Source organism: Candidatus Hinthialibacter antarcticus, from assembly GCA_030765645.1.
Taxonomy (GTDB): Bacteria; Hinthialibacterota; Hinthialibacteria; order Hinthialibacterales; family Hinthialibacteraceae; genus Hinthialibacter; species Hinthialibacter antarcticus.
In genome coordinates this window covers 61578-79902 of record JAVCCE010000004.1, presented here as the reverse complement: position 1 = coordinate 79902, position 18325 = coordinate 61578, and the positions used below count along the sequence as shown (strand labels likewise).

Annotated in this window: 19 protein-coding genes; 8 read left to right on the top strand and 11 right to left on the bottom strand. The window is 52.6% G+C overall.

The window, feature by feature from the left end; genetic code table 11:
* Positions 1–83 precede the first annotated feature (83 nt).
* The 8 genes from sat to P9L94_01195 form a co-directional block, all read right to left on the bottom strand.
* A complete protein-coding gene (gene sat / locus P9L94_01230) occupies positions 84–1271 on the bottom strand; it encodes a sulfate adenylyltransferase (protein ID MDP8242675.1) in 1188 nt (395 codons plus the stop codon).
* 467 nt (positions 1272–1738) lie between these two features.
* A complete protein-coding gene (gene kdsA / locus P9L94_01225) occupies positions 1739–2566 on the bottom strand; it encodes a 3-deoxy-8-phosphooctulonate synthase (protein MDP8242674.1) in 828 nt (275 codons plus the stop codon).
* A 50-nt stretch (positions 2567–2616) separates the two neighbouring features.
* Complete coding sequence (locus P9L94_01220; GenBank protein ID MDP8242673.1) at positions 2617–3123, bottom strand: anion permease; 507 nt, start codon at positions 3121–3123, stop codon at positions 2617–2619.
* 69 nt (positions 3124–3192) lie between these two features.
* Positions 3193–3888 carry a DUF502 domain-containing protein gene (locus P9L94_01215; protein MDP8242672.1) on the bottom strand — a complete coding sequence of 232 codons (696 nt, stop codon included), beginning with the start codon at positions 3886–3888 and terminating at the stop codon, positions 3193–3195.
* Between the two features lie 99 nt (positions 3889–3987).
* Positions 3988–5289: a hemolysin family protein gene (locus P9L94_01210; protein ID MDP8242671.1), complete on the bottom strand. Its 1302-nt coding sequence runs from the start codon at positions 5287–5289 to the stop codon at positions 3988–3990.
* Positions 5286–5819 carry an rRNA maturation RNase YbeY gene (gene ybeY, locus P9L94_01205; protein MDP8242670.1) on the bottom strand — a complete coding sequence of 178 codons (534 nt, stop codon included), beginning with the start codon at positions 5817–5819 and terminating at the stop codon, positions 5286–5288. Before ybeY ends, P9L94_01210 begins: the two co-directional genes overlap by 4 nt.
* Before the next feature lie 25 nt (positions 5820–5844).
* Positions 5845–8322: an HDIG domain-containing protein gene (locus P9L94_01200; GenBank protein ID MDP8242669.1), complete on the bottom strand. Its 2478-nt coding sequence runs from the start codon at positions 8320–8322 to the stop codon at positions 5845–5847.
* A 12-nt stretch (positions 8323–8334) separates the two neighbouring features.
* Positions 8335–9363, bottom strand: coding sequence for a PhoH family protein (locus P9L94_01195; protein MDP8242668.1), 1029 nt, complete (start codon positions 9361–9363; stop codon positions 8335–8337).
* 617 nt (positions 9364–9980) lie between these two features.
* Here P9L94_01195 and P9L94_01190 point away from each other — a divergent pair.
* The 4 genes from P9L94_01190 to P9L94_01175 all read left to right on the top strand — a co-directional run bounded on the left by P9L94_01190 (position 9981) and on the right by P9L94_01175 (position 11825).
* Entirely contained in the window at positions 9981–10226 is a 246-nt protein-coding gene (locus P9L94_01190; protein ID MDP8242667.1) for a hypothetical protein, read from the top strand.
* Positions 10223–10372: a hypothetical protein gene (locus P9L94_01185; GenBank protein ID MDP8242666.1), complete on the top strand. Its 150-nt coding sequence runs from the start codon at positions 10223–10225 to the stop codon at positions 10370–10372. Before P9L94_01190 ends, P9L94_01185 begins: the two co-directional genes overlap by 4 nt.
* A 95-nt stretch (positions 10373–10467) precedes the next feature.
* Entirely contained in the window at positions 10468–11538 is a 1071-nt protein-coding gene (gene asd, locus P9L94_01180; GenBank protein ID MDP8242665.1) for an aspartate-semialdehyde dehydrogenase, read from the top strand.
* A 14-nt stretch (positions 11539–11552) separates the two neighbouring features.
* The gene (locus tag P9L94_01175) at positions 11553–11825 is read left to right on the top strand and encodes a hypothetical protein (protein ID MDP8242664.1); all 273 of its coding nucleotides are present in this window, start codon (positions 11553–11555) and stop codon (positions 11823–11825) included.
* 28 nt (positions 11826–11853) lie between these two features.
* Here the strand turns inward: P9L94_01175 and P9L94_01170 are convergent, their stop codons facing one another.
* Positions 11854–12405 carry a hypothetical protein gene (locus tag P9L94_01170; protein MDP8242663.1) on the bottom strand — a complete coding sequence of 184 codons (552 nt, stop codon included), beginning with the start codon at positions 12403–12405 and terminating at the stop codon, positions 11854–11856.
* A 459-nt stretch (positions 12406–12864) separates the two neighbouring features.
* On the opposite strand from P9L94_01170, the gene P9L94_01165 reads away from it, so the two are divergent.
* Positions 12865–15078 carry a DUF748 domain-containing protein gene (locus P9L94_01165; GenBank protein ID MDP8242662.1) on the top strand — a complete coding sequence of 738 codons (2214 nt, stop codon included), beginning with the start codon at positions 12865–12867 and terminating at the stop codon, positions 15076–15078.
* Positions 15079–15228: 150 nt separating this feature from the next.
* On the opposite strand, the gene P9L94_01160 is transcribed toward P9L94_01165, so the two are convergent.
* On the bottom strand, positions 15229–15900 hold the full coding sequence (locus tag P9L94_01160) for an SGNH/GDSL hydrolase family protein (GenBank protein ID MDP8242661.1): 672 nt from the start codon (positions 15898–15900) through the stop codon (positions 15229–15231).
* 117 nt (positions 15901–16017) lie between these two features.
* Here P9L94_01160 and P9L94_01155 point away from each other — a divergent pair, with 117 nt between their 5' ends.
* The 3 genes from P9L94_01155 to P9L94_01145 are packed head-to-tail and all read left to right on the top strand — an operon-like array spanning position 16018 to position 17953.
* Positions 16018–16623: a CbiM family transporter gene (locus tag P9L94_01155; GenBank protein MDP8242660.1), complete on the top strand. Its 606-nt coding sequence runs from the start codon at positions 16018–16020 to the stop codon at positions 16621–16623.
* Between the two features lie 3 nt (positions 16624–16626).
* A complete protein-coding gene (locus P9L94_01150; protein MDP8242659.1) occupies positions 16627–17247 on the top strand; it encodes a hypothetical protein in 621 nt (206 codons plus the stop codon).
* Positions 17183–17953: a hypothetical protein gene (locus tag P9L94_01145; GenBank protein MDP8242658.1), complete on the top strand. Its 771-nt coding sequence runs from the start codon at positions 17183–17185 to the stop codon at positions 17951–17953. The genes P9L94_01150 and P9L94_01145 overlap by 65 nt, the downstream gene beginning before the upstream one ends.
* A 164-nt stretch (positions 17954–18117) precedes the next feature.
* Here the strand turns inward: P9L94_01145 and P9L94_01140 are convergent, their stop codons facing one another.
* Positions 18118–18303 carry a hypothetical protein gene (locus P9L94_01140; GenBank protein MDP8242657.1) on the bottom strand — a complete coding sequence of 62 codons (186 nt, stop codon included), beginning with the start codon at positions 18301–18303 and terminating at the stop codon, positions 18118–18120.
* Positions 18304–18325: the final 22 nt, after the last annotated feature.

The following is an 18325-nucleotide window of genomic DNA, read 5'->3' as shown; positions in this document are numbered from 1 at the left end:
TATAGAAAGTTTGAATATTGAATAAAAAAAGCCGGGCAGGATTTCTCCCGCCCGGCTCTTGTAAGCATAAACAATGAAGCGACTTAGGCTTCTGATTGGTAGTGTCTCATCAAAATTTTGGCGACTTCGGGACGGGAGAACTCTTCGGGCAGGTCTTCACCGTTTGATAACATGTCGCGAACCTTGGTTCCTGACAAGAAGACATAGTCGTCTTTGCCGTGGTCGGGATGGTCGCGCATCATAACCACTTTATTGAGTTTCTTCGACCATGCGGTATGGTCGGCTTCAAAGATTTCAATTTTCAATGCGCCGTCAGGCACTTCGTCATGGAAGATCGCCTGCGCGTCAAACGGCCCGTAATAATCGCCAACGCCCGCGTGGTCGCGGCCTACGATCAGATGGGTGCAGCCGCTGTTCTGACGGAACACCGCGTGAAGTACGGCTTCGCGCGGCCCGGCGTACATCATGTCGAATCCATATCCGGTCACTAAAACGGAGTTCGCGGGGAAATAGACTTCAACCATCTTGCGAATCGAAGCGTCGCGCACATCGGCGGGGATATCGCCCGGTTTGAGTTTACCAAGCAGCATGTGAATTAAGATGCCATCCGCGTTGACCGCTTCGTAGGCCATGCGGCATAGTTCTTCGTGGGCGCGGTGCATCGGGTTACGGGTTTGGAACGCGACCACTTTCTCCCAGCCGAGTTTGTCCATTTCTTCGCGAATCTGATACGCCGTACGGAACGTGTCTGGGAAGTCTGCCGCAAAGTATGAGAAGTTCAACACCTGAATGGGGCCTGACACGCACACGCGGCCCTGACCATTAAACGCCGCCACGCCGGGGTGTTTATCGTCGGTGGTGCGAAAAATCTTTTCCGTCATCTGTTTCATATCGTCTTCGCTGAATTCTTCGACGGATTCAACGGTTTGAATCGCAATAACGGGGTTGCCATCGACGTTGGGGTCGAGCAGCGCAATGCGTTTTTTCCCTTGTACATCTGAGGCGTCAGAAATGAGGTTCAACACCGGGACGGGAAAGAACACGCCGCTCGCGGTGGTCATTTTGTCGGCGACCGAAAGCGCATCGGCTTTGGTCATATAACCCGTCAGCGGGTTAAAATAGCCGCTGCCCAGCATCACCGCGTTGGCGGCGGCGGCGGAACTGACCAGGACGGAAGGCAGCCCGGCGGCTTCTTTTTGTAATTCAGCGCGTTGGGCGTCATCTTGGACGTACAACGGATTCAGTGTATCGGATCCATGCGGATCAATCATGTTCGTCTCCAATTGATTATCGTGGTATCTTACGGAATTTTTCATTAAGTGCGGCGTATATTCTACCTCGAACATAGAATAAAGGAACCGGCGCAGGATTTTGGGAAGAAGTTCCACTTTAAACGGCTACTTTGGCGCCTCGCTTGACAATAGTAGCGCCCCTTAAAAGCAATGTCATTGACTTAAGGCTTTTTTGCGCTGAAAGCGCCAGAGGGGATCACCCATACGATTCAAGGGCTGGTCTCATTACATTCGACCTTGCCCTTGCCACCCCGCCACGATTTCACAAATTGCTACACCAAGTTTGGCATGGGTGCAACTCTGGGAGCGCCTGTGCATAAGGGCCAGAAAGCCTGCACCGAAGCAAGCAGAGATGCACCCATGCCTTTCGCAACGAACAAATTATTTAGAGATGGCTTCTAGTATTTCTTGCGCCCCAAGGGGTGGGGAATTAAACCCGAATTAGATTAAATGCGGGCCGCCTGGTGAATCGCCAGCAGCGAACGCAGCAGCGGCTCCATTTCATTGAGGGGCACCATGTTGGGGCCGTCGCTGAGCGCCTGTTGTGGATCGGGGTGGGTTTCGATAAAGAACCCGTCGACGCCTACCGCCGCCGCCGCGCGCGCCAAGGGCGATACATACTCGCGCTGACCGCCAGAGGCGCCGCCCGCCGCGCCGGGTTGCTGGACGCTGTGAGTCGCATCGAAAATCACGGGGGCGTATTGGCGCATGACAACCAGACTGCGCATATCGACCACCAGATTGTGATATCCAAACGATGAGCCGCGCTCGGTCAGGCAGACGCGCCCGCGTCCCACCGCGCGAATCTTTTCGGCGGCGTGTTGCATGTCTTGGGGCGCCATGAATTGCCCTTTTTTGATGTTGACCGGTTTGTCGACTTGGGCGCAGGCTTCGAGCAAATCCGTCTGCCTGCATAAAAACGCGGGGATTTGTAATACGTCAACCACATCAGCGACTTGTTTGACGTGATCGCGTTCGTGTACGTCAGTCAAAACCGGGACGCCGATTTGGGCGCGTACTTCGGCGAGGATTTCCAGCGATTTTTCAAACCCAATCGAGCGGAACGACTGCCCGCTGGTGCGGTTGGCTTTGTCGAACGAGGCTTTGAAAATAAAGGGAACGCCTAACTTGCTGGTTAGTTCTTTCAGGCGCTGGGCGACGTCGATGCACAACCCGCGAGATTCAATGACGCACGGCCCTGCGATGAACACAGGCAGGTCGCCGCCGATGCGTACGTTATAGGCCATGTCAAATTGATGCGATGACTGCTCCATGATGACCCCTTCACTGCTGAATCTGCGCCCATTCGGGCAATTGATTAAATTCAATGCCCAAAAGACTGCTGGTCAAGTAGTAAAAGAACAATGTAATCAATGTGATCGCAATTAGATTCAACCCGAACCCCGCCCGCGCCATTTGTTGCGACGAAACCTGCCCCGAACCATAGACGATTGCGGCGCGGCGTTACTCCAACCTGGACGATGATCGCGAGCGCGATACGTTTGTGGAGGTTCCATTTTTCGATGCAGGCCGCGATGAGAAAGCCGCCCAGAAACAAAAAATTCAACCAATGGGCGAAGTAGCCAATCGCTTTGCTGGATTCAAGTACGCCCAAAAATGGAAATAACGTAAACGGTAACAACGCCGTAGCGCCGAGGGGGATTACGCCGCTCAGCCACCAGATTGCGGTCCAGACGGCGACGGCGGCGGTACGTTGTGCAGGGACGGAAAGGTCGCCGGGCGTTGGCGCGCACAAAATCAATATAAATAAGAGCGGCCCCAACAGCAGCCAGAATACGGTTGAGATTACAGAACGATCAGACTGCGGCATACGGTCGTCTCCCCAATCGCAATAGAAGGCCGTAGTGTAGCCGCGAAGTGGACAACCCGGGGAGTAGCGCTATTTTTTGTCGGTTTTTGTTTCGTGCGCGGCGGACTGATAGATTTTTGATTGCTCAAGCGCTTTTTGCGAAATGGGTTTGACGACTTTCGGCGCCACCATGCCGCTGGAGATAATCATTTTCATGGCTTCTTCGACGGTGATTTTCAGTTCGATGGCTTCTTCTTTTGGAATCAGCAAAAAGAAGCCCGAAGTCGGGTTGGGAGTCGTCGGCAAAAATACATAGAGCGAATCGGCGCCGATGATATCCGTGAAGACGCCCTCGTCTTCTCCCGTGACGAAGCCGAGCGCGTAGATGCCTCGGCGGGGATATTCGACCAACAAGACGCGCTCAAAAATTTTGCTGCGGCGTCCGCCGATTGATTCGCTGATTTGCTTGAGGCCGCTGTAGATGGTCGAGACGCCGGGGATTTGCGCGAAAAAATAATCGACCAGGTATAGGACTTTTTTGCCGATGTAAAGCGAGGCGAAAAACCCCACCATGCAAATGATGATAATGGTCAACACAAAGCCAAAGCCGTGTTCATAGGGAATCTTCTCGCCGACGTAGTTCTGCCACCAGTCTTGTGAAATGACCAGGTTGCGAAACCAGTTGTCCATAAATTGAAAAATGCCGAGAACGATCCATATCGTGATGCCGATTGGAACGATGACCAGTAAGCCAGTGAAAAAATAATTACGTAAGCGACGTATCATAATCTTGGATCGGTTGCCTTTCTTGTTTGATCTATCGTTTAAGAACCATCAGATCAACGGCTGAGATTGAACAACGCTACGGCTGACGGCGAATTTTTTCTACGCGCCATTTAATTCTTGTTCTGTTAAATCAGGCTCAATGGTTGAAATCTCAATTGTTTTGACGCGGCGTTCATCTGAGTCTAACACCTTGAATCTCAGGTTACTGAATTCGGCTACTTCACCGATTTCGGGTACGCGGCCCAGTAGCGTTGATACGAAGCCGCCCAGGGTTTCGACGTTTTCTTCGGGAAACTCGACGTCGAATACGTCGGTCAGGTCGTCTAAGTCTATTTTAGCATCCGCAATTACCGTGCCGTCTTCGCGGGTTTCGTAGTCGGGGGTCTCGGTGTCGTATTCGTCCTGAATGTCGCCGACGATTTCTTCGAGTACGTCTTCGATGGTGACCAGGCCGGCGGTGAGGCCGTATTCATCGACCACAATCGCTAAGTGGTTTTTTTCCTGTTTGAAGGTGTCTAACAGTTCGTTGACCTTTTTGGTTTTGGGCACGAACAAGGTGGGGCGCACGATGTCTTTGAGGGGAACGCCCTGTTCATTGTCGTATTTCAGCAGGTCTTTGGCGTACAGGATGCCTGCGATGTGGTCGAGGTCGTCTTCATACACGGGGATGCGGGAGCGCCCGACGCTGACGGCTTCATTACGGACTGCGCTGGGTTTTAAGTCGAGCGGGATGGCTTGAAAGTCAACCCGGGGCGTCATGATGTCTTTGACCAGGGTGTCGCCGAAGTCGATGATGCTGTGGATCATCTCGCGTTCGTCTTGTTCAAGCACGCCTTCCTTTTCGCTCATTTCAATTAACTGGCGCACGTCGTCTTCTGTGATGAGCGGCAGTTCTTTGACGTGGGGCGCGCCCAAAAGGCGGTTGATGTTGTTCGAAATAAAGAGAAACACGCTGATAATCGGGTGGAGGAATTTCCAGATCAGGTCTAAGGGGCCAATGACGATTTGCGAAATGCGCACCGCGTGTTCTTTGCAATAGGTTTTCGGTACGATCTCGCCGAATATAAGAAAGGTGGAGGTGGTGACGGCGACGGCGATGGCGGCGCCCCAGGCGGTTGCGTTGTCAAAATTATAATACGTCGTCAAGATTCGCTCTGACATATTCGCCGCAAGAACGGAGGCGAAAATGTTGATGAAATTATTGCCGACCAAGATCGTGGCAAGGTAGCGGTTGGGTTCGTGCAGCCAACTCTCCAACCGGTGATAGGAGGGGTCGTCTTCATTAAACAAGCGCTTTACGCGCATTTTGGTCATTGACGTTAAGGCTGTTTCGGAACCGGAAAAGCAGGCCGATACCCCCAAGCATAGAATAAAAATTGCGCCCTCAATGAGTTCAGTCATGATTGGTCAGCGGCCGCGTGTTGCCGGGCGCTCTCCCCTATCTCCGTTTCCATCATTTTTTCATAGTACGCCAACCCTTTGGGTTGATACGCAATTTGTTGTTTCAATAATTCATTCTGTAATTGTTTTTCTGTGTTGAGCCACTCGTCGCGGTCGTCATCGTTGTAATGGTCGCTCCCCAACAGGTGAATCATGCCGTGAAACAAGAGCTCGTCCAACTCGTCGCCGAGCGAATGGCCCAGGGCGTCGGCCTGACGCCGGGCGGTTTCGACTGAGATGACGATGTCGCCCAACAGGCCGCTTTGGCCGACGGCTTCGCCTTCGCGCATGGAGAACGAGAGCACGTCGGTGGGCGCGTCGAGTTTGCGGTATTCGAGGTTTAACGCCTGGATCGCCTCATCATCGACATAGGAGACGCTGAGTTCGGAGCCGGTTTCCGCCGCCGCCTCCAGGAGCGCGTTGGCGAATGATTCTCGTTGGGGCGAACCGACGCTTTCGTTAGGCGGCTCTATGTTCATTACGACGGGCATGTTGGTTTTCTCTATTTCATCCGCATTATTCTGCGGGACGTTTTTCTTTCAGGGCAATCATTGGCTTCTCTTCCGCACCCGGCGCCGACTCGCCGTTTGACGTCGGCCTGTCTTTGTCTTTTGATTTGGGTTCGGACTTGGCGTCTTTTTCTTTGCCGATTTTCTCTTTGCCCGGCGGGGCCGGATAGGCGATGCGCTGATGCAAGGTGTGCATGATGGATTCAGAAAACGAATGGTAGAGCGTGTGAAGGTCTTTCAGGGTCAGATCGCATTCGTCAAACTGTCCGTCCATAAAACGCTCATTGATAATCTTGCGCACCAACTGGCGTACGTCGCGCTCAGCGGGGTTGTCGAGCAGGCGCGAGGTGGCTTCGAGCGCGTCAGCCAACATGACGATGGCGGTTTCGGGCGATTGGGGCTTGGGGCCGGGATAGCGATAGTCGTCTTCTTTGACTTTGCCTTCGCCGTCGTCTTCCGACAACGCCTGATGATAGAAATATGACATCAAGGTTGTGCCGTGATGTTCGGGAATAAAACTGATAATTTCTTCGGGCAGTTTGTTCTGCCGCGCCATTTCGGTGCCGTGTTTGACGTGGTTGCGAATAATCAGGCAACTCATGTTGGGGGTGATCTTAGAGTGCTTGGCTTTGTCGGCGCTGGATTGTTGGTTCTCAACAAAATATTGCGGGTTAAACACCTTGCCGATGTCGTGATAATAACAGCCCACCCGCGTTAATAGCGCGTTGGCGCCGATGGATTGCGAGGCGGTCTCGGCCAGGGTGGCGACGCGCATACTGTGTTGATAGGAACCGGGGGCTTCTTGTTCGAGTTTTTGCAGCAACTCCGTTTTTTGGCTGAGTTCGAGCAAGCGCATGTCGGTGGTTTTGCCGTAAATGTCTTCAAACATCGGCATCAAGGCAATGGCCAAAACCGAAACCAGGATGCCGTTGGCGACCGCCCACATCAGCGAGAATTTCAATAAGTCGATCTGTTCGATGAACAACTCGAAACTTTTTTGTTGTTGCAGGTCGATGGCGAGAATCATAAACGCCGCGAGCAAAATCGAGACGCCGCCAGCGCGATATAAATCGCTGCGTTGGCGGATGCGGGTCACGGTATAAATCGCGCCGCAGCCGGAAATGAAGCACACCAGCGCGTTGTAAATCGGCGACGCGGGGCCGCCTTGCAAGATGATGCCGACGTAGATTGAGGTCAGGGCGCAGACAAACGCCGCCAGCCGCGCACTCTGTAAAATCGTGAGGATGACGCCCAGCGCGCCCATGGGGATGGCGTAGGCTACGTTGCTCAGGATGTTGCGCCCCAGGTCAAGCGTTGACAGAAATTCCGCAGCGCGGGTGACGCCTAAAATTAAAATGACGCCAGCGAAAATAATGCCGACGCGCTGGCTGCTCCAGACGATGCCGGGGTAATACGCGGCGAGATATTTCAACAAAATTGAAATAAACAAAATGGCCAGCAGAAAATAGCCGACTTCCGCAATCGGGGGGATGCGCATCTGTTCGTTGAGTGCGCGCAAAATCTGGAGATGATGGGCGGTCACGATAACGTCTTTACCGACCAGGGTTTCGTCTTTTTTTGCGCTGGCGGTCATCGGCTCAACCTTGTCGCGCGCAATGGTTTTTCGTTCGTTGGTTATGATGGAGTCATAGAGCAGGTTGGGGCCGGAATAGGCGTACTCTAACAATTCGAATGCGAGGTGGGCGGCCAGTTCGGTGTTCGCTTCCGCAGAGAAGGCTTTTTGAAACTCGGTTTCAAATTGGGCGAAAAATTCGTCTTCGCCGCGAATTTGGTTGAGCGAAAACACGGCGCGTTCGCCGCCGTTTGAGTCGATGATGTTAACGCCGACCGCCACTTTGGGGGCCGCCGCCGCCTGGCTGTTTTTCATCAACTGCCGGATCGGTTCGATGTTATCGGCGATGCCTAGCCCGGCGGCTTTGTAGATGCTTTGCAACGAGGCGTTCCAAAATTCCGGGCTGGCGCCGAAGACGATGAAGGCTTGTTTGCCGTCGCTGGGGCGCTCGGCGGCTTCGGGCAGTTGAATGCCCGCCGTTTTGGCGACTTGGTCGGCCCATTCATCCAGATTGGCGTCGGCGTCGCGTTCGACGGTGCGGGCGGCTTCGGCCAGCGATTCGAAGGTTTGGGTGAGTTTGCTCATCGCCTGTTGGTCGATTTTATAAACCGGTGCGACGAAGGCTTCGGCGTTGCGGCGCCTGGCTTCGGTCGCAATCGAATCGGCGTAGTCAAAATCAAACGGAGCAGACACCACGCGCGGCGCCGGTTCGTTGAGCCGGAAACGGCTGATGTCTTCCGCCGCCGGAGGCCGAATCAATAAATGCAGCAGAACGGCGGCAACCGCCAACGTCAGCGCATAGGGCCAATGGGGTTGGGCGCTCGCCCACAGTTCTTGGATGCGTTCCATCCAGGAAGGGCGGGATTTCGCCGATTTTTGTGATTTTTCGCTTCCGCGTGAAGTGGCGCTCATAGTTACTCGCGATTACTCTGCGGGTTTCTCCTTATTGGAGTCAAAGACCATCGGTGAAGTGGTTTCTGGAAACTGAAGTTCATAGGCCTCGACGATTTTTTGCACCAGCGGATGCCGGACGATGTCGCCTTTGTCCAAACGCACCATCGCAATATCGTCGACGTCTTTTAAAATATTCGCCGCTTCGATGAGTCCGCTTTTGCGGCCGTGGGGCAAGTCGATCTGGGTCACGTCGCCTGTGATAACGGCTTGGCTGTTGAACCCCAGGCGGGTGAGGAACATTTTCATTTGTTCGGGGGTGGTGTTTTGGGCTTCGTCCATGATGATAAACGAGTTGTTGAGCGTACGCCCGCGCATGTAGGCCAGCGGCGCAATCTCGACGGTGCCTTGTTCGAGATAGCGCTGCACCAAATCAGGATTGAGCATGTCATAGAGCGCGTCATATAACGGACGCAAAAACGGATCGACCTTGGCGCGTAGATCGCCGGGCAAAAACCCCAGCGATTCGCCCGCTTCAACGGCAGGCCTCGCCAAAATGATGCGGCGCACCACTTTGCGTTCGAGCGCGGAGACGGCGGCGGAGACGGCCAGGTAGGTTTTGCCTGTGCCTGCCGGGCCGATGCCGAATACCACGTCATGGTTGAAGATGGCGTTTAAATATTGGCGCTGTCCGGGACTTTTGGGTTTGATGAGTCCTTTGCGGCCCCGCAGCGTCCATGAGACGGGGGCGAAGGCTTCTTCGAGCGCTTGCGGGTTGCTTTGCGCTTTGGCTTCGAGCAAAAACTCGACGTCGCGGCGACTGATCGGGTCGCCTTTACGCACCAGTTTGAGGAGTTCCTCAAAGATCGACAACACTGCTTCGACTTGTTCGGCGTCGCCGGAAACCGTGATGGTATCGCCGCGCGCTGCGATGCGGGCGTGGAAATGCGCCTGCAAGACGCGCAGATTTTCATCGCGCGGGCCAAACAGGTCTTGGCTTTCTTCGATATTCAATAATTGGATCGTCTGTTGGACGTTTTGATCGTTTACGGGAACTTGCATCGTGATCTATCGGCGCCTCGGTTCTTTTCGCCTGGATATGACAAGGCGAACCGGCGCGTAAGCAGGTTGGAGCAAAGGATGAAACATGTCGAGAACGATACGCCCGGAAACAGACAGGCGCCGCGCATTCACACGTATCGCTCGCAGGATCGATTGGATGGGTTTCAAACAACTAGACAAATATGACGGAGGGACTCCGTCGGCGTCATTTATGTTTTCGTTCATGGTTTGGAGTCTATCAACCCCATGCTTCCCTGTCAATTCAGTTTTTACGATACGGCGTAAAGGTAAAAAATATATTGTTTGTGAATGAGATATCTATATCTTATCGTAGTATATCATGAATTCAAACAAAAACAGGCTAGGGGGCAGAATTTAAATGATTGTTGTAAATTATAATAGCCCTTAAAGCAATTATTGTCAGTGGCTTCTTCGCAATGACGCGGATGCGGTAAAGGGTGATGAGTTGTTAAAGTTCCGCCCCCAAAGATTGGGGGCGGTTAGGCGACGTATTGCTTGAATGTATCGCTTTGTTTATGCTGTTTTGAAATCCCCCCTGGCGCTTTCAGCGCCGTCCCCCCTTAAAAAGGGGGGCTAAAAGTCTAAGGAGAATGACTATGCCGAATTTAGGTTCGTTTGAAATGTTGCTTATGGTTCCATTTATGATTATGACAGTTATTAACCTGTTTTTACCGTTTGTTACGCTGGTGTTGGCAGTATTGATTATCAATTATGTCCGGCGGATCGAAACCAAACTCGATTATTTAATGCGCCATCAGCCCGGCGCTTCGCAGGCGCCGCCGACGGCGCCGTCACACTCCGCGCCCAATCCTCCTCATTCACAATCGGGAGGTTCGGAATGATTGATTTAGATATTGTTGCGTTTCTGTTCCAGATGGGTGGGGCTGCGCTTGTGTTGGCGTTTCCGGTTATCATCATCGTTTTGCTGGTTTTGATTTATCGGACGATGTTACGCATTGAGCGCAAACAAAATTCACGCGAACCGTAAATCGGTATGACTGCGTCGATCCCCTTTGTCCGTGGACGGGTTGGGTTAAAATCTCTTCTCTATACATTTTAACCATCGTTGGAGTTAACCCGGCCATGAAGAAGAAACGTGCAGCCATATTAGGCGCAACCGGCGTTGCGGGACAGCAATTTGTAGAAGCCCTGATCGGACACCCCTGGTTTGAGACGGCGGGGTTGTATGCGTCCGAGCGTTCCGCAGGCAAAACCTACGGCGAGGCCGCCGTATGGCACTCGTCCTTACCGCTCCCCAATGACATTACTGAGATGCAGGTCAAATTGATCTCAGACGGTTTGGATGAGCTCGATAAATACGACATCATTTTTTCGGCGCTGCCCTCTGACGTCGCCGGGAAAATTGAAGGCGATTACGCCAAAGAGATGCCGGTCATCAGCACGGCGGCGGCGTATCGCTATGAAGACGATGTGCCCATTCTGGTGCCGGAAGTGAACGCCGATCACGCGCCCTTGATCGAAAAGCAGCGCAAAAACCGCGGCTGGAAGGGCTTTGTCGTCCCCGGCCCGAACTGCACCACGATGGGGCTGATTATTTCGCTCAAACCGCTGTATGACGCGTTTGGCGTCAAGAGCGTGTTTATGACTTCGATGCAGGCGCTGTCAGGCGCGGGCTATCCCGGGCATTCAGCGATGGACATCGTTGATAACGTGTATCCCTACATCGCCAAAGAAGAAGGCAAGGTAGTGTTGGAGACGGTCAAAGCGCTGGGCGCATTCGAGAAGGGCGCGGTGGTTAACGCCAATATTCCGGTGAGTTGCACCTGCACCCGCGTTCCGACGCTGGACGGGCATTTTCTTTCGATTTTCGTCGAGACCGAAAAGCCCTGTACGCCGGACGACTATATCGAGGTGATCCGTACGTATAATTCTAAGTGCGCTACCCGTTTTGGCGATCTACCGTCAGCGCCAGCGCAAACCATTATCGTTAAAAATGAAGACAACCGTCCGCAGCCGCGGCTGGACCGCGAGTTGGGCGGCGGCATGTCGACCGTGATCGGGCGCATTCGCCAGGATGAAAATTTTGGTCAAAACGGGCTGAAATATTGTGCGTTGTCACACAACACCAAGCGCGGCGCCGCCAAGGGCGAATTGATGGCCGCTGAATATTTGCACAAACAAGGGTATTTCTAGTTGAAACTGGATGTATGAGAGGGCCTTCGATGGACGGCGTTGTCGAAATATCAAGAGACGAACTGGTTCGCATTTTGGGCGCTCCGTTAGTGGAACGCGCTGAGTCGCTCAGCGAAGATACGTTTCAACAATTAAAATGGGAGCGGTTGACGGACTTGTTGCGCGCCTATGAAAAGGTGTATCATACGTCGTTGTTTGAAGGCCGCCGTTCGTTTTTATTGGGGCTGGATGAAGACATGAAGACCGCCCTGGTTCGGCATATCTTCGATCAACAGCTGGTGAAGTAAATTGATTTAGTGAATACCCGGGGATGAATTAACCCGTGGATGGGGAATTAATGTTTTTCTGGGCGCGGATTTTCGCGCCTTTTTCATTGTAGGTGAAGCGCCATTGTTCGGATTGTTTCTCTAACAAGTCGATTTCCGTCCTCTCGATTTCTCTGCCTTGTTCATCGAATGTACATTCAACGCGGCTGACAGCGACGCCTTCGCGATTAGAATCTTCGCATCGCGTTTGATTGCCGTTTTCGTCATATTGATATAGCCGTTTCCATACTACTTCGTTGTCCAGGTTGAATTCGAGTTGGGCTTCTATTCGTCCTTGGTCGTCATAAATATACTGACGTGTGACGATAGATTCATTGACGCTTGAGGCGTTTATATGAACGTTATAATTACCGATCATGCCGTCATAAACAATATATGTGGCAATAAAGATGAAGAGGGAGATTGCTATCGCATGAGACCATTTGATCTTATTATGGTCTTTTTCGAGCGTTTCAACTCGCCTGAGCATGGCTTCCATACCGCGCAACATGCGTTGGCATTGAGTGGGAGGCGTTTTTGGGTTTGGGCTGCGACTCAGCATGATGTTTCACGAGGCGTCAATGTAGTTTTCGCACAAGATTTATGGTAGCAATATCCGGCAGTGAAAGTAAATGCCTGTAGTGATATTTTGGGTTTTTTCGTAAATTTGATACTTTTTTTAATTTAAATTGAGATTACGCTGCATCTGGCATGGGTGCACATTTGGTTTGTCAATTTTTGATATACCGGAATACCTTTTCGTTATCAAAATCATGACCATCCATCCATGATAGGTACTCATTGACCAGATGAACCAGATTTTGTGACTGATACACAAATTAAGACGTATGGGTTCGTATTTTTCGGTCGTAATTCACACTGGCCCAATCGCGCTTGAAAATCGGCTATCATAAGACAGAATCTAGCAATACAGAAATTCCGAACCACTGTATCTGCAAAATATACAAAAATAATGACGCTTGGTTCTTAGAGAGAACCCTGTTGAAACGGGAGTATTCAAATGAAAAAAATATTATTAGTTGGTTTCGTTGTCCTGCTGGCGGTCGGTCTCATTGGGGGAACCGTCGCGTATTTTTATTGGGAGTCGATTGCGGTTTCTTACATCAAGTCGACGCTTGAGAATGATTACCAGATCATCGTTGAATTTGACGATCTCGATATTAATCCCGCCACGCGCTCGGTCACGCTTGAGAATGCTAGCTTCTTCGACCTGAACAACCGCGACAGCGGCGCTCTGTTGAAGGCGGAGGAAATTTCAGTCTGGGGCGACATCGGCGGAGAAGAAAAGGTCCAACTGCACCGCTTTTACTCCAAGGGGCTTCATCTTGAAATTCAGCGCAAGGCGGACGGCGTCTTGCCACTGGCGAGCGTGTTGTCGCGGTTTTTGCCCAATGTTGATTGGGACGAAGCGCTGAATGTCGAGTTGCTTGCGCAAGGAAAAAGCGAGGCGCTGCAATCGCTGTTCGTCTTTCATCTGGGCGAGATTGATTTTGATCTCAAAAATAACAAGATGAAATTGAGTGAATCAACCATTCAACGCGGCGGACGTACGCAGCCGTTCGCGGCCATCGGCGAATTGAATGTTGAAAACGTGGTCCCTGGCGAGAAGCCGATCATCGCAAAAGGGAAGACGGTCGCAGTCGAAGGAATTGAGACGGGCGAGAACCTCTACGATTTCAACACAGCGCTGAACATGGTCAACAAATTAATCGCCCAGTTTTCAACCGGCGGCGCCCCGGTGACGGTGAAGTCGCTGGCTTTCACGGGCGTGAAAGCGTCAGTGCTCGCCAACAACGCCCAAGCCAACGCGCCGACCTCAATCGGCGTTGAACTGGCAAGCCTGAATTATGAAAACGGGCTGAACCTGGGCGGGATCACTCTCAGCGAAATGGGCCAGCCGCTGCTGACCGCCAAACAATTGGCGGTGGGCGGATTCACGCTTGAGAACCCGGTCGTGCAGTCGGTCGAACTGAATACGCCAGTAGCGTATATCCGCGAAGACGCAAGCAACGGCATTAACCTGAGCCGCGCAATGACTCGCGTGAACAGCATCATGGCGTCGTTTGCGGGAGAAGGCGATGCGGGTTCGGGCCCAGCGGCGCCATTGCCCGTAGCGGACCTGAGCAGCGCTAAAGTCGAATACTGGAAAGACGGCGCCAAGGTGCAAGACCTGCTAGTGGGGGCGATCAAACTGAATCCAAACCAAAACCGCCTTGCAGTGTTGAATGTGGCCTACCAGCCGCCATTGGCGCTTGGGACGGCAGGCTTCACCATTGCGGAAATCGCCGCGACGTATGATCCAAAATCAAACTGGAGCGTGTTTGAATCGCTCAACGCCACGGGAATCAAACTCGATGGCTGGATCGACGAAGACGGCGTCGAACCGTTTGATGCGCTCAGCGTGTGGAACGAACTGGCGCCGAAACTCTCGCAAGAAATGGGCGGCGGGACAAAATCAAACAGCCAGCCGACGCAAATCAATACCGTGGCGATGCAGATTGAACAACTGTCGCTCGAAGACCGCCGCATGGGCAACGTCAAGCATGTGTGGGGGCCGATTGACCTGGACTGGAACAACGTCCTGGTCGGCGCCGAAAGAGCGCCGATGAGCGACTTCGCTCTGGATGCGCAGTTTCTTGCGCCCAGTTCGGGCAGCGCTTCGATCAAAGGGAAAGTATCGCCGGTGTTCTCGCCGCTGAACACGGACTTGAAGACCGATGTAACGATAGACGATCTCAAGGCATATTCGCCTTATTATGAAGAGTCGATGCCGGTCAATCTGGCTTCGAGTGGTTTGCAGATTACGGGGACGCTGCCGATTACGAAAAACCAAATGGAAGCGACGTTTGATATTGCGCTCACCAAGCCGCAATTCACCACCTTTGAAGATACCTTCGCGCAGAAATTCAAAACGCAGATGGCGGTGACGACGCTCAACGATTTAAAGAACGCCGACGGCGACATTGTGTTGCAGAACAACAAGGTCAGCGGCGATGTGACCGACCCGCAGTTCCAGCCGGGCATTAGCGTGTTCAGCGTGTTAGGCAACACGCTGGTGAAGCGCATCGTCAGCATCCCCGGGATGGTGACGGACCCAATCGGCACGACGAAAGATTTGATTGATACGTCGCTGGGAACCGCAGGCGGCGCCGTCAAAGGTCTGAAAGATGGAATCAAGTCGCTGTTTGGCGGGAATAAAAAACAAGAAGAATGAGAGGTGGTTTCGCTTTATCGCGAAGCGATGATGCTGATGGATTTCATGGGCAAGGTGGGCTAGATTGCTTTAATCCCCCCAGCGTTTGCAACGCCGCCCCCCTTAATAAGGGGGGCGAGGGGGGATCAACTCGGTATAGAGCATAAGTAGCTATTCGTCCAACGCCTGCAGGATGCTCTCGGCGACCTGCGCGCCTAAGGCGTACGAACCGTCGTCCGTAAAATGGACGTTGGCGGGGCGCTGGATTTGGTCTAACTGGTCGAAGGCAAAAGTATACAAATCGTTAATCATAACGCCGCGCCGGTCCATGATTTCTTTCGCAACCGCGTTGTATTGCAACACATCGCCGGGAACGCGCTTGGGGCTGAGGTCGCCCTGAGGGACAGGCGTGGTGCTCGCCCAGATCAATTTCGCGTCGGTTTGCAACAAGCGCTGGACCAACACCGCCAGGTTGCGTTCGTATTGGTCAATTGAAACCTGATGCTCGCCGTCTTCCATGTATTTCAGGTCGTGCAGCCCCCAGTTGAAATGAATCACGTCAAAACAACCGCAGGTCAGCCATTCGTCATATTTCTCAAGCCCGCGCGTGGTCGGCCCGCCGTTTTCGGGGATGCGATACACGTTGGCTTTTCCGCGCAGCATCTCACGCACCGGGTGGGTGTATCCAATCGAAATCGAATCGCCGATCAGCAAAACGCGCGGCAGCGACGGGTTGGCGTAAACATGGTCGTAAGCGCGCTCATTCAGTGAAACGTTCTGATTATGGGTCGCGCAACCGAGAAGCAACAGCGGGAGTAGCAATAGCAAGCGGGCAATTTGCATCGTAAACCTCTTTTGAGGGAATGGGATGCAATTATGATAGCACCGTCCGCCGATTGAATCGAACCGCACTTCGTGTTACGATTTTTCTGTAAGTAATACAGCCAAGAAAGCCGAACCATGCACTTGTCGGATGGATTGTTATCATGGCCCGCGCTCGCAAGCGGGTTCGCCGCAGCGGGCGGCCTGTTTGTCTGGTCGTCATACAAAGTCAAAGATGATGAAATTCCCCGCATCGCCTTGTTCACCGCCGCGTTTTTTGTGGCGTCGCTGGTGCATTTGCGGATGCCGGTCGGCAGCGTCCATCTGATGTTTAACGGGCTGATCGGCGTTGTGTTGGGGCGGCGCGCGCTGATGGCGTTTCCGGTGGGGTTGGCGTTGCAGGCGGCGTTGTTGTCGCACGGCGGGTTTACCGTTTTGGGCGTCAACGTGTGCCTGTTCGGCGTTCCCGCGTTGATTTGTTGGCAGGGCTATGAATGGCTGTGCCGCTGGCGCCCGCAATGGCGCGCCGTGATTGGCGGTGTGTTGGGCGGTTTTGCGGTGCTGTTGACCGGGGCGTTTTGGATGTTGCTGTTGCTTTGGACGGGCGAGGAATTTCGCTACCTGGCGGAATTCGCGTTTCTGGCGCACCTGCCGGTGGCGATTATCGAAGGCGTAGTGACGGGTTTCGTCATCTCCTACTTATACCGTGTGCAGCCCTCACTCGTTGCGCGCGTAGAGCAATAGACAATGCCGAAATGGAAACGACGATATTGGATTGAAACGTGCATCGTCATCGGCGTTGTTATTGCGTTGTTTGGCGTAATGCTTCCCAATTTTTTCAGAAACCAAAATGCGACGAAACTAAATGAAGTGCAGCTGATTGTGAATGAGATCGCCCGTTCGTATGCGGAAACCAGCGATGAAGGAGTCGGCTCTCGCGCCAGCCAGTATTTTTATGATGCGTGGGCCAAGTCGCGCGAGCGTTATTTTGTTAATGATCAAACGAGTTTTGCGCTTTCGCTCTATCATGATCGTATTTGGTTAGACAAGAAACGGATTCCGCTTGCGGACATTCAAAACAGCGATGTCGAAATCTGGGTGGATGTGTTTACGTTGACGGAAGACGTCTCATTTGTCGTCTACGCTTGGTTGGGAGCAGACCGCTCCTTTTTGAGCGCAACCTTTAAAAATGACGACTTGTATTTTGCGCCTGTATTAGACGCGCAGGGCTATTATATGGTGCAGCCTCGCTATCCGCTTTATGGCGCAAACAATGGCTGGGGTAATCCGGGAGTCGTGTATCGTGACAGTTACCAAGCGGGATGGCGCAAGCGGCCTGCCTTTCTTGAGCCGGAAGGACAACCGTAACCAGATCATTTGGATTGAAATCATTGTCGTCATCGCTGTCGTGAGCGTTTTGTTCACGGTAATGCTGCCTCAGTTCATGCGCGCGCAATCGACCCAACAGATTGCCTCGGTCGAAAAAACGGTCGGCTCCATCGCTGATATGCTTGCGACTACGCCCGGCGTGTTCGCCGAAATCGACCGCGGCTATGCGTCGTTCCCTCTCTACAATCAAAACGGCGGTTATGCGCTGCACACGATATCAAGCAGCGTTCGCCATCTGGTTCCGATGCCTGACGGCGAGATGCGCTATGTCGGCGATTATCTGTTTCGGCAGGTGAATATTGATGAATTTGCGCGGCAGTATCCCGAAGTAAAATTGCCTGACATTGATATTCGGGTCGAATTTTCTTTGTTGTTGTATCCTGAATTCTTCGCTGTCATTGGCTGGTTTGGCGAGTTTTCATTGATGGACGAGCGCTGGGACCATTTGATGGTAGGACCGTTTCAATTTGATGAAGACGACTTCGTCAAACCCGACTTGCGCTTACCTCTGTATGATCTGAGCAATGGCCTGAACAGCAACGGGGCGATCATCAAAACCAGTTACGACCTGGGGTGGCGCATCAAACCCGCCGGTCTCGCAAACCCGGCGATGCGCGAAGGCCGCGCTCCTCTCGAATGGAAAGACTGGACAAAATGCCGCGATGTGCAGAGCGCGACGGAGTAAGAGAAACGTTCGATTTCGGCCTATTTGTGGGAATTTTTGCAACCTGTCAATTGCTTCAAGGATTTTCTTCACCAATTGGCTTGCATAATAGACTGAATCTTTTGAAATAAATTCAGCGATGGATTCAAGACTTTCAATCCCTCTCTCTGTCCAGACGATCGTATTTATTGAATCCATTTTGAGAGGCGCGCTTTGGCTTGGTCGTGAGAAACCGTTTTGTTTTGGTCTATCTCATTCAGGCTATTCTCGACTGTTTGTTTAAAATAGAGTTTTGCCATGACGTCGTCATAGTCAGCGTCATCAGGCATGGATGAAACCAAGTCGAGTATTTCTTGCTTTTTGGTAGCCACAGCGTCTACCTCCACCGTTTTC

What these genes read in the sequence shown, in the direction of transcription:
- P9L94_01185 (MDP8242666.1), top strand. Translation starts at nt 10,223, where the DNA reads ATGATTGATTTAGATATTGTTGCGTTTCTGTTCCAGATGGGTGGGGCT.
- P9L94_01160 (MDP8242661.1), bottom strand. Translation starts at nt 15,900, where the DNA reads ATGCAAATTGCCCGCTTGCTATTGCTACTCCCGCTGTTGCTTCTCGGT.
- kdsA (MDP8242674.1), bottom strand. Translation starts at nt 2,566, where the DNA reads ATGGAGCAGTCATCGCATCAATTTGACATGGCCTATAACGTACGCATC.
- P9L94_01220 (MDP8242673.1), bottom strand. Translation starts at nt 3,123, where the DNA reads ATGCCGCAGTCTGATCGTTCTGTAATCTCAACCGTATTCTGGCTGCTG.
- P9L94_01215 (MDP8242672.1), bottom strand. Translation starts at nt 3,888, where the DNA reads ATGATACGTCGCTTACGTAATTATTTTTTCACTGGCTTACTGGTCATC.
- P9L94_01170 (MDP8242663.1), bottom strand. Translation starts at nt 12,405, where the DNA reads ATGCTGAGTCGCAGCCCAAACCCAAAAACGCCTCCCACTCAATGCCAA.
- sat (MDP8242675.1), bottom strand. Translation starts at nt 1,271, where the DNA reads ATGATTGATCCGCATGGATCCGATACACTGAATCCGTTGTACGTCCAA.
- ybeY (MDP8242670.1), bottom strand. Translation starts at nt 5,819, where the DNA reads ATGCCCGTCGTAATGAACATAGAGCCGCCTAACGAAAGCGTCGGTTCG.
- P9L94_01195 (MDP8242668.1), bottom strand. Translation starts at nt 9,363, where the DNA reads ATGCAAGTTCCCGTAAACGATCAAAACGTCCAACAGACGATCCAATTA.
- P9L94_01175 (MDP8242664.1), top strand. Translation starts at nt 11,553, where the DNA reads ATGAGAGGGCCTTCGATGGACGGCGTTGTCGAAATATCAAGAGACGAA.
- P9L94_01210 (MDP8242671.1), bottom strand. Translation starts at nt 5,289, where the DNA reads ATGACTGAACTCATTGAGGGCGCAATTTTTATTCTATGCTTGGGGGTA.
- asd (MDP8242665.1), top strand. Translation starts at nt 10,468, where the DNA reads ATGAAGAAGAAACGTGCAGCCATATTAGGCGCAACCGGCGTTGCGGGA.
- P9L94_01190 (MDP8242667.1), top strand. Translation starts at nt 9,981, where the DNA reads ATGCCGAATTTAGGTTCGTTTGAAATGTTGCTTATGGTTCCATTTATG.
- P9L94_01155 (MDP8242660.1), top strand. Translation starts at nt 16,018, where the DNA reads ATGCACTTGTCGGATGGATTGTTATCATGGCCCGCGCTCGCAAGCGGG.
- P9L94_01150 (MDP8242659.1), top strand. Translation starts at nt 16,627, where the DNA reads ATGCCGAAATGGAAACGACGATATTGGATTGAAACGTGCATCGTCATC.
- P9L94_01200 (MDP8242669.1), bottom strand. Translation starts at nt 8,322, where the DNA reads ATGAGCGCCACTTCACGCGGAAGCGAAAAATCACAAAAATCGGCGAAA.
- P9L94_01165 (MDP8242662.1), top strand. Translation starts at nt 12,865, where the DNA reads ATGAAAAAAATATTATTAGTTGGTTTCGTTGTCCTGCTGGCGGTCGGT.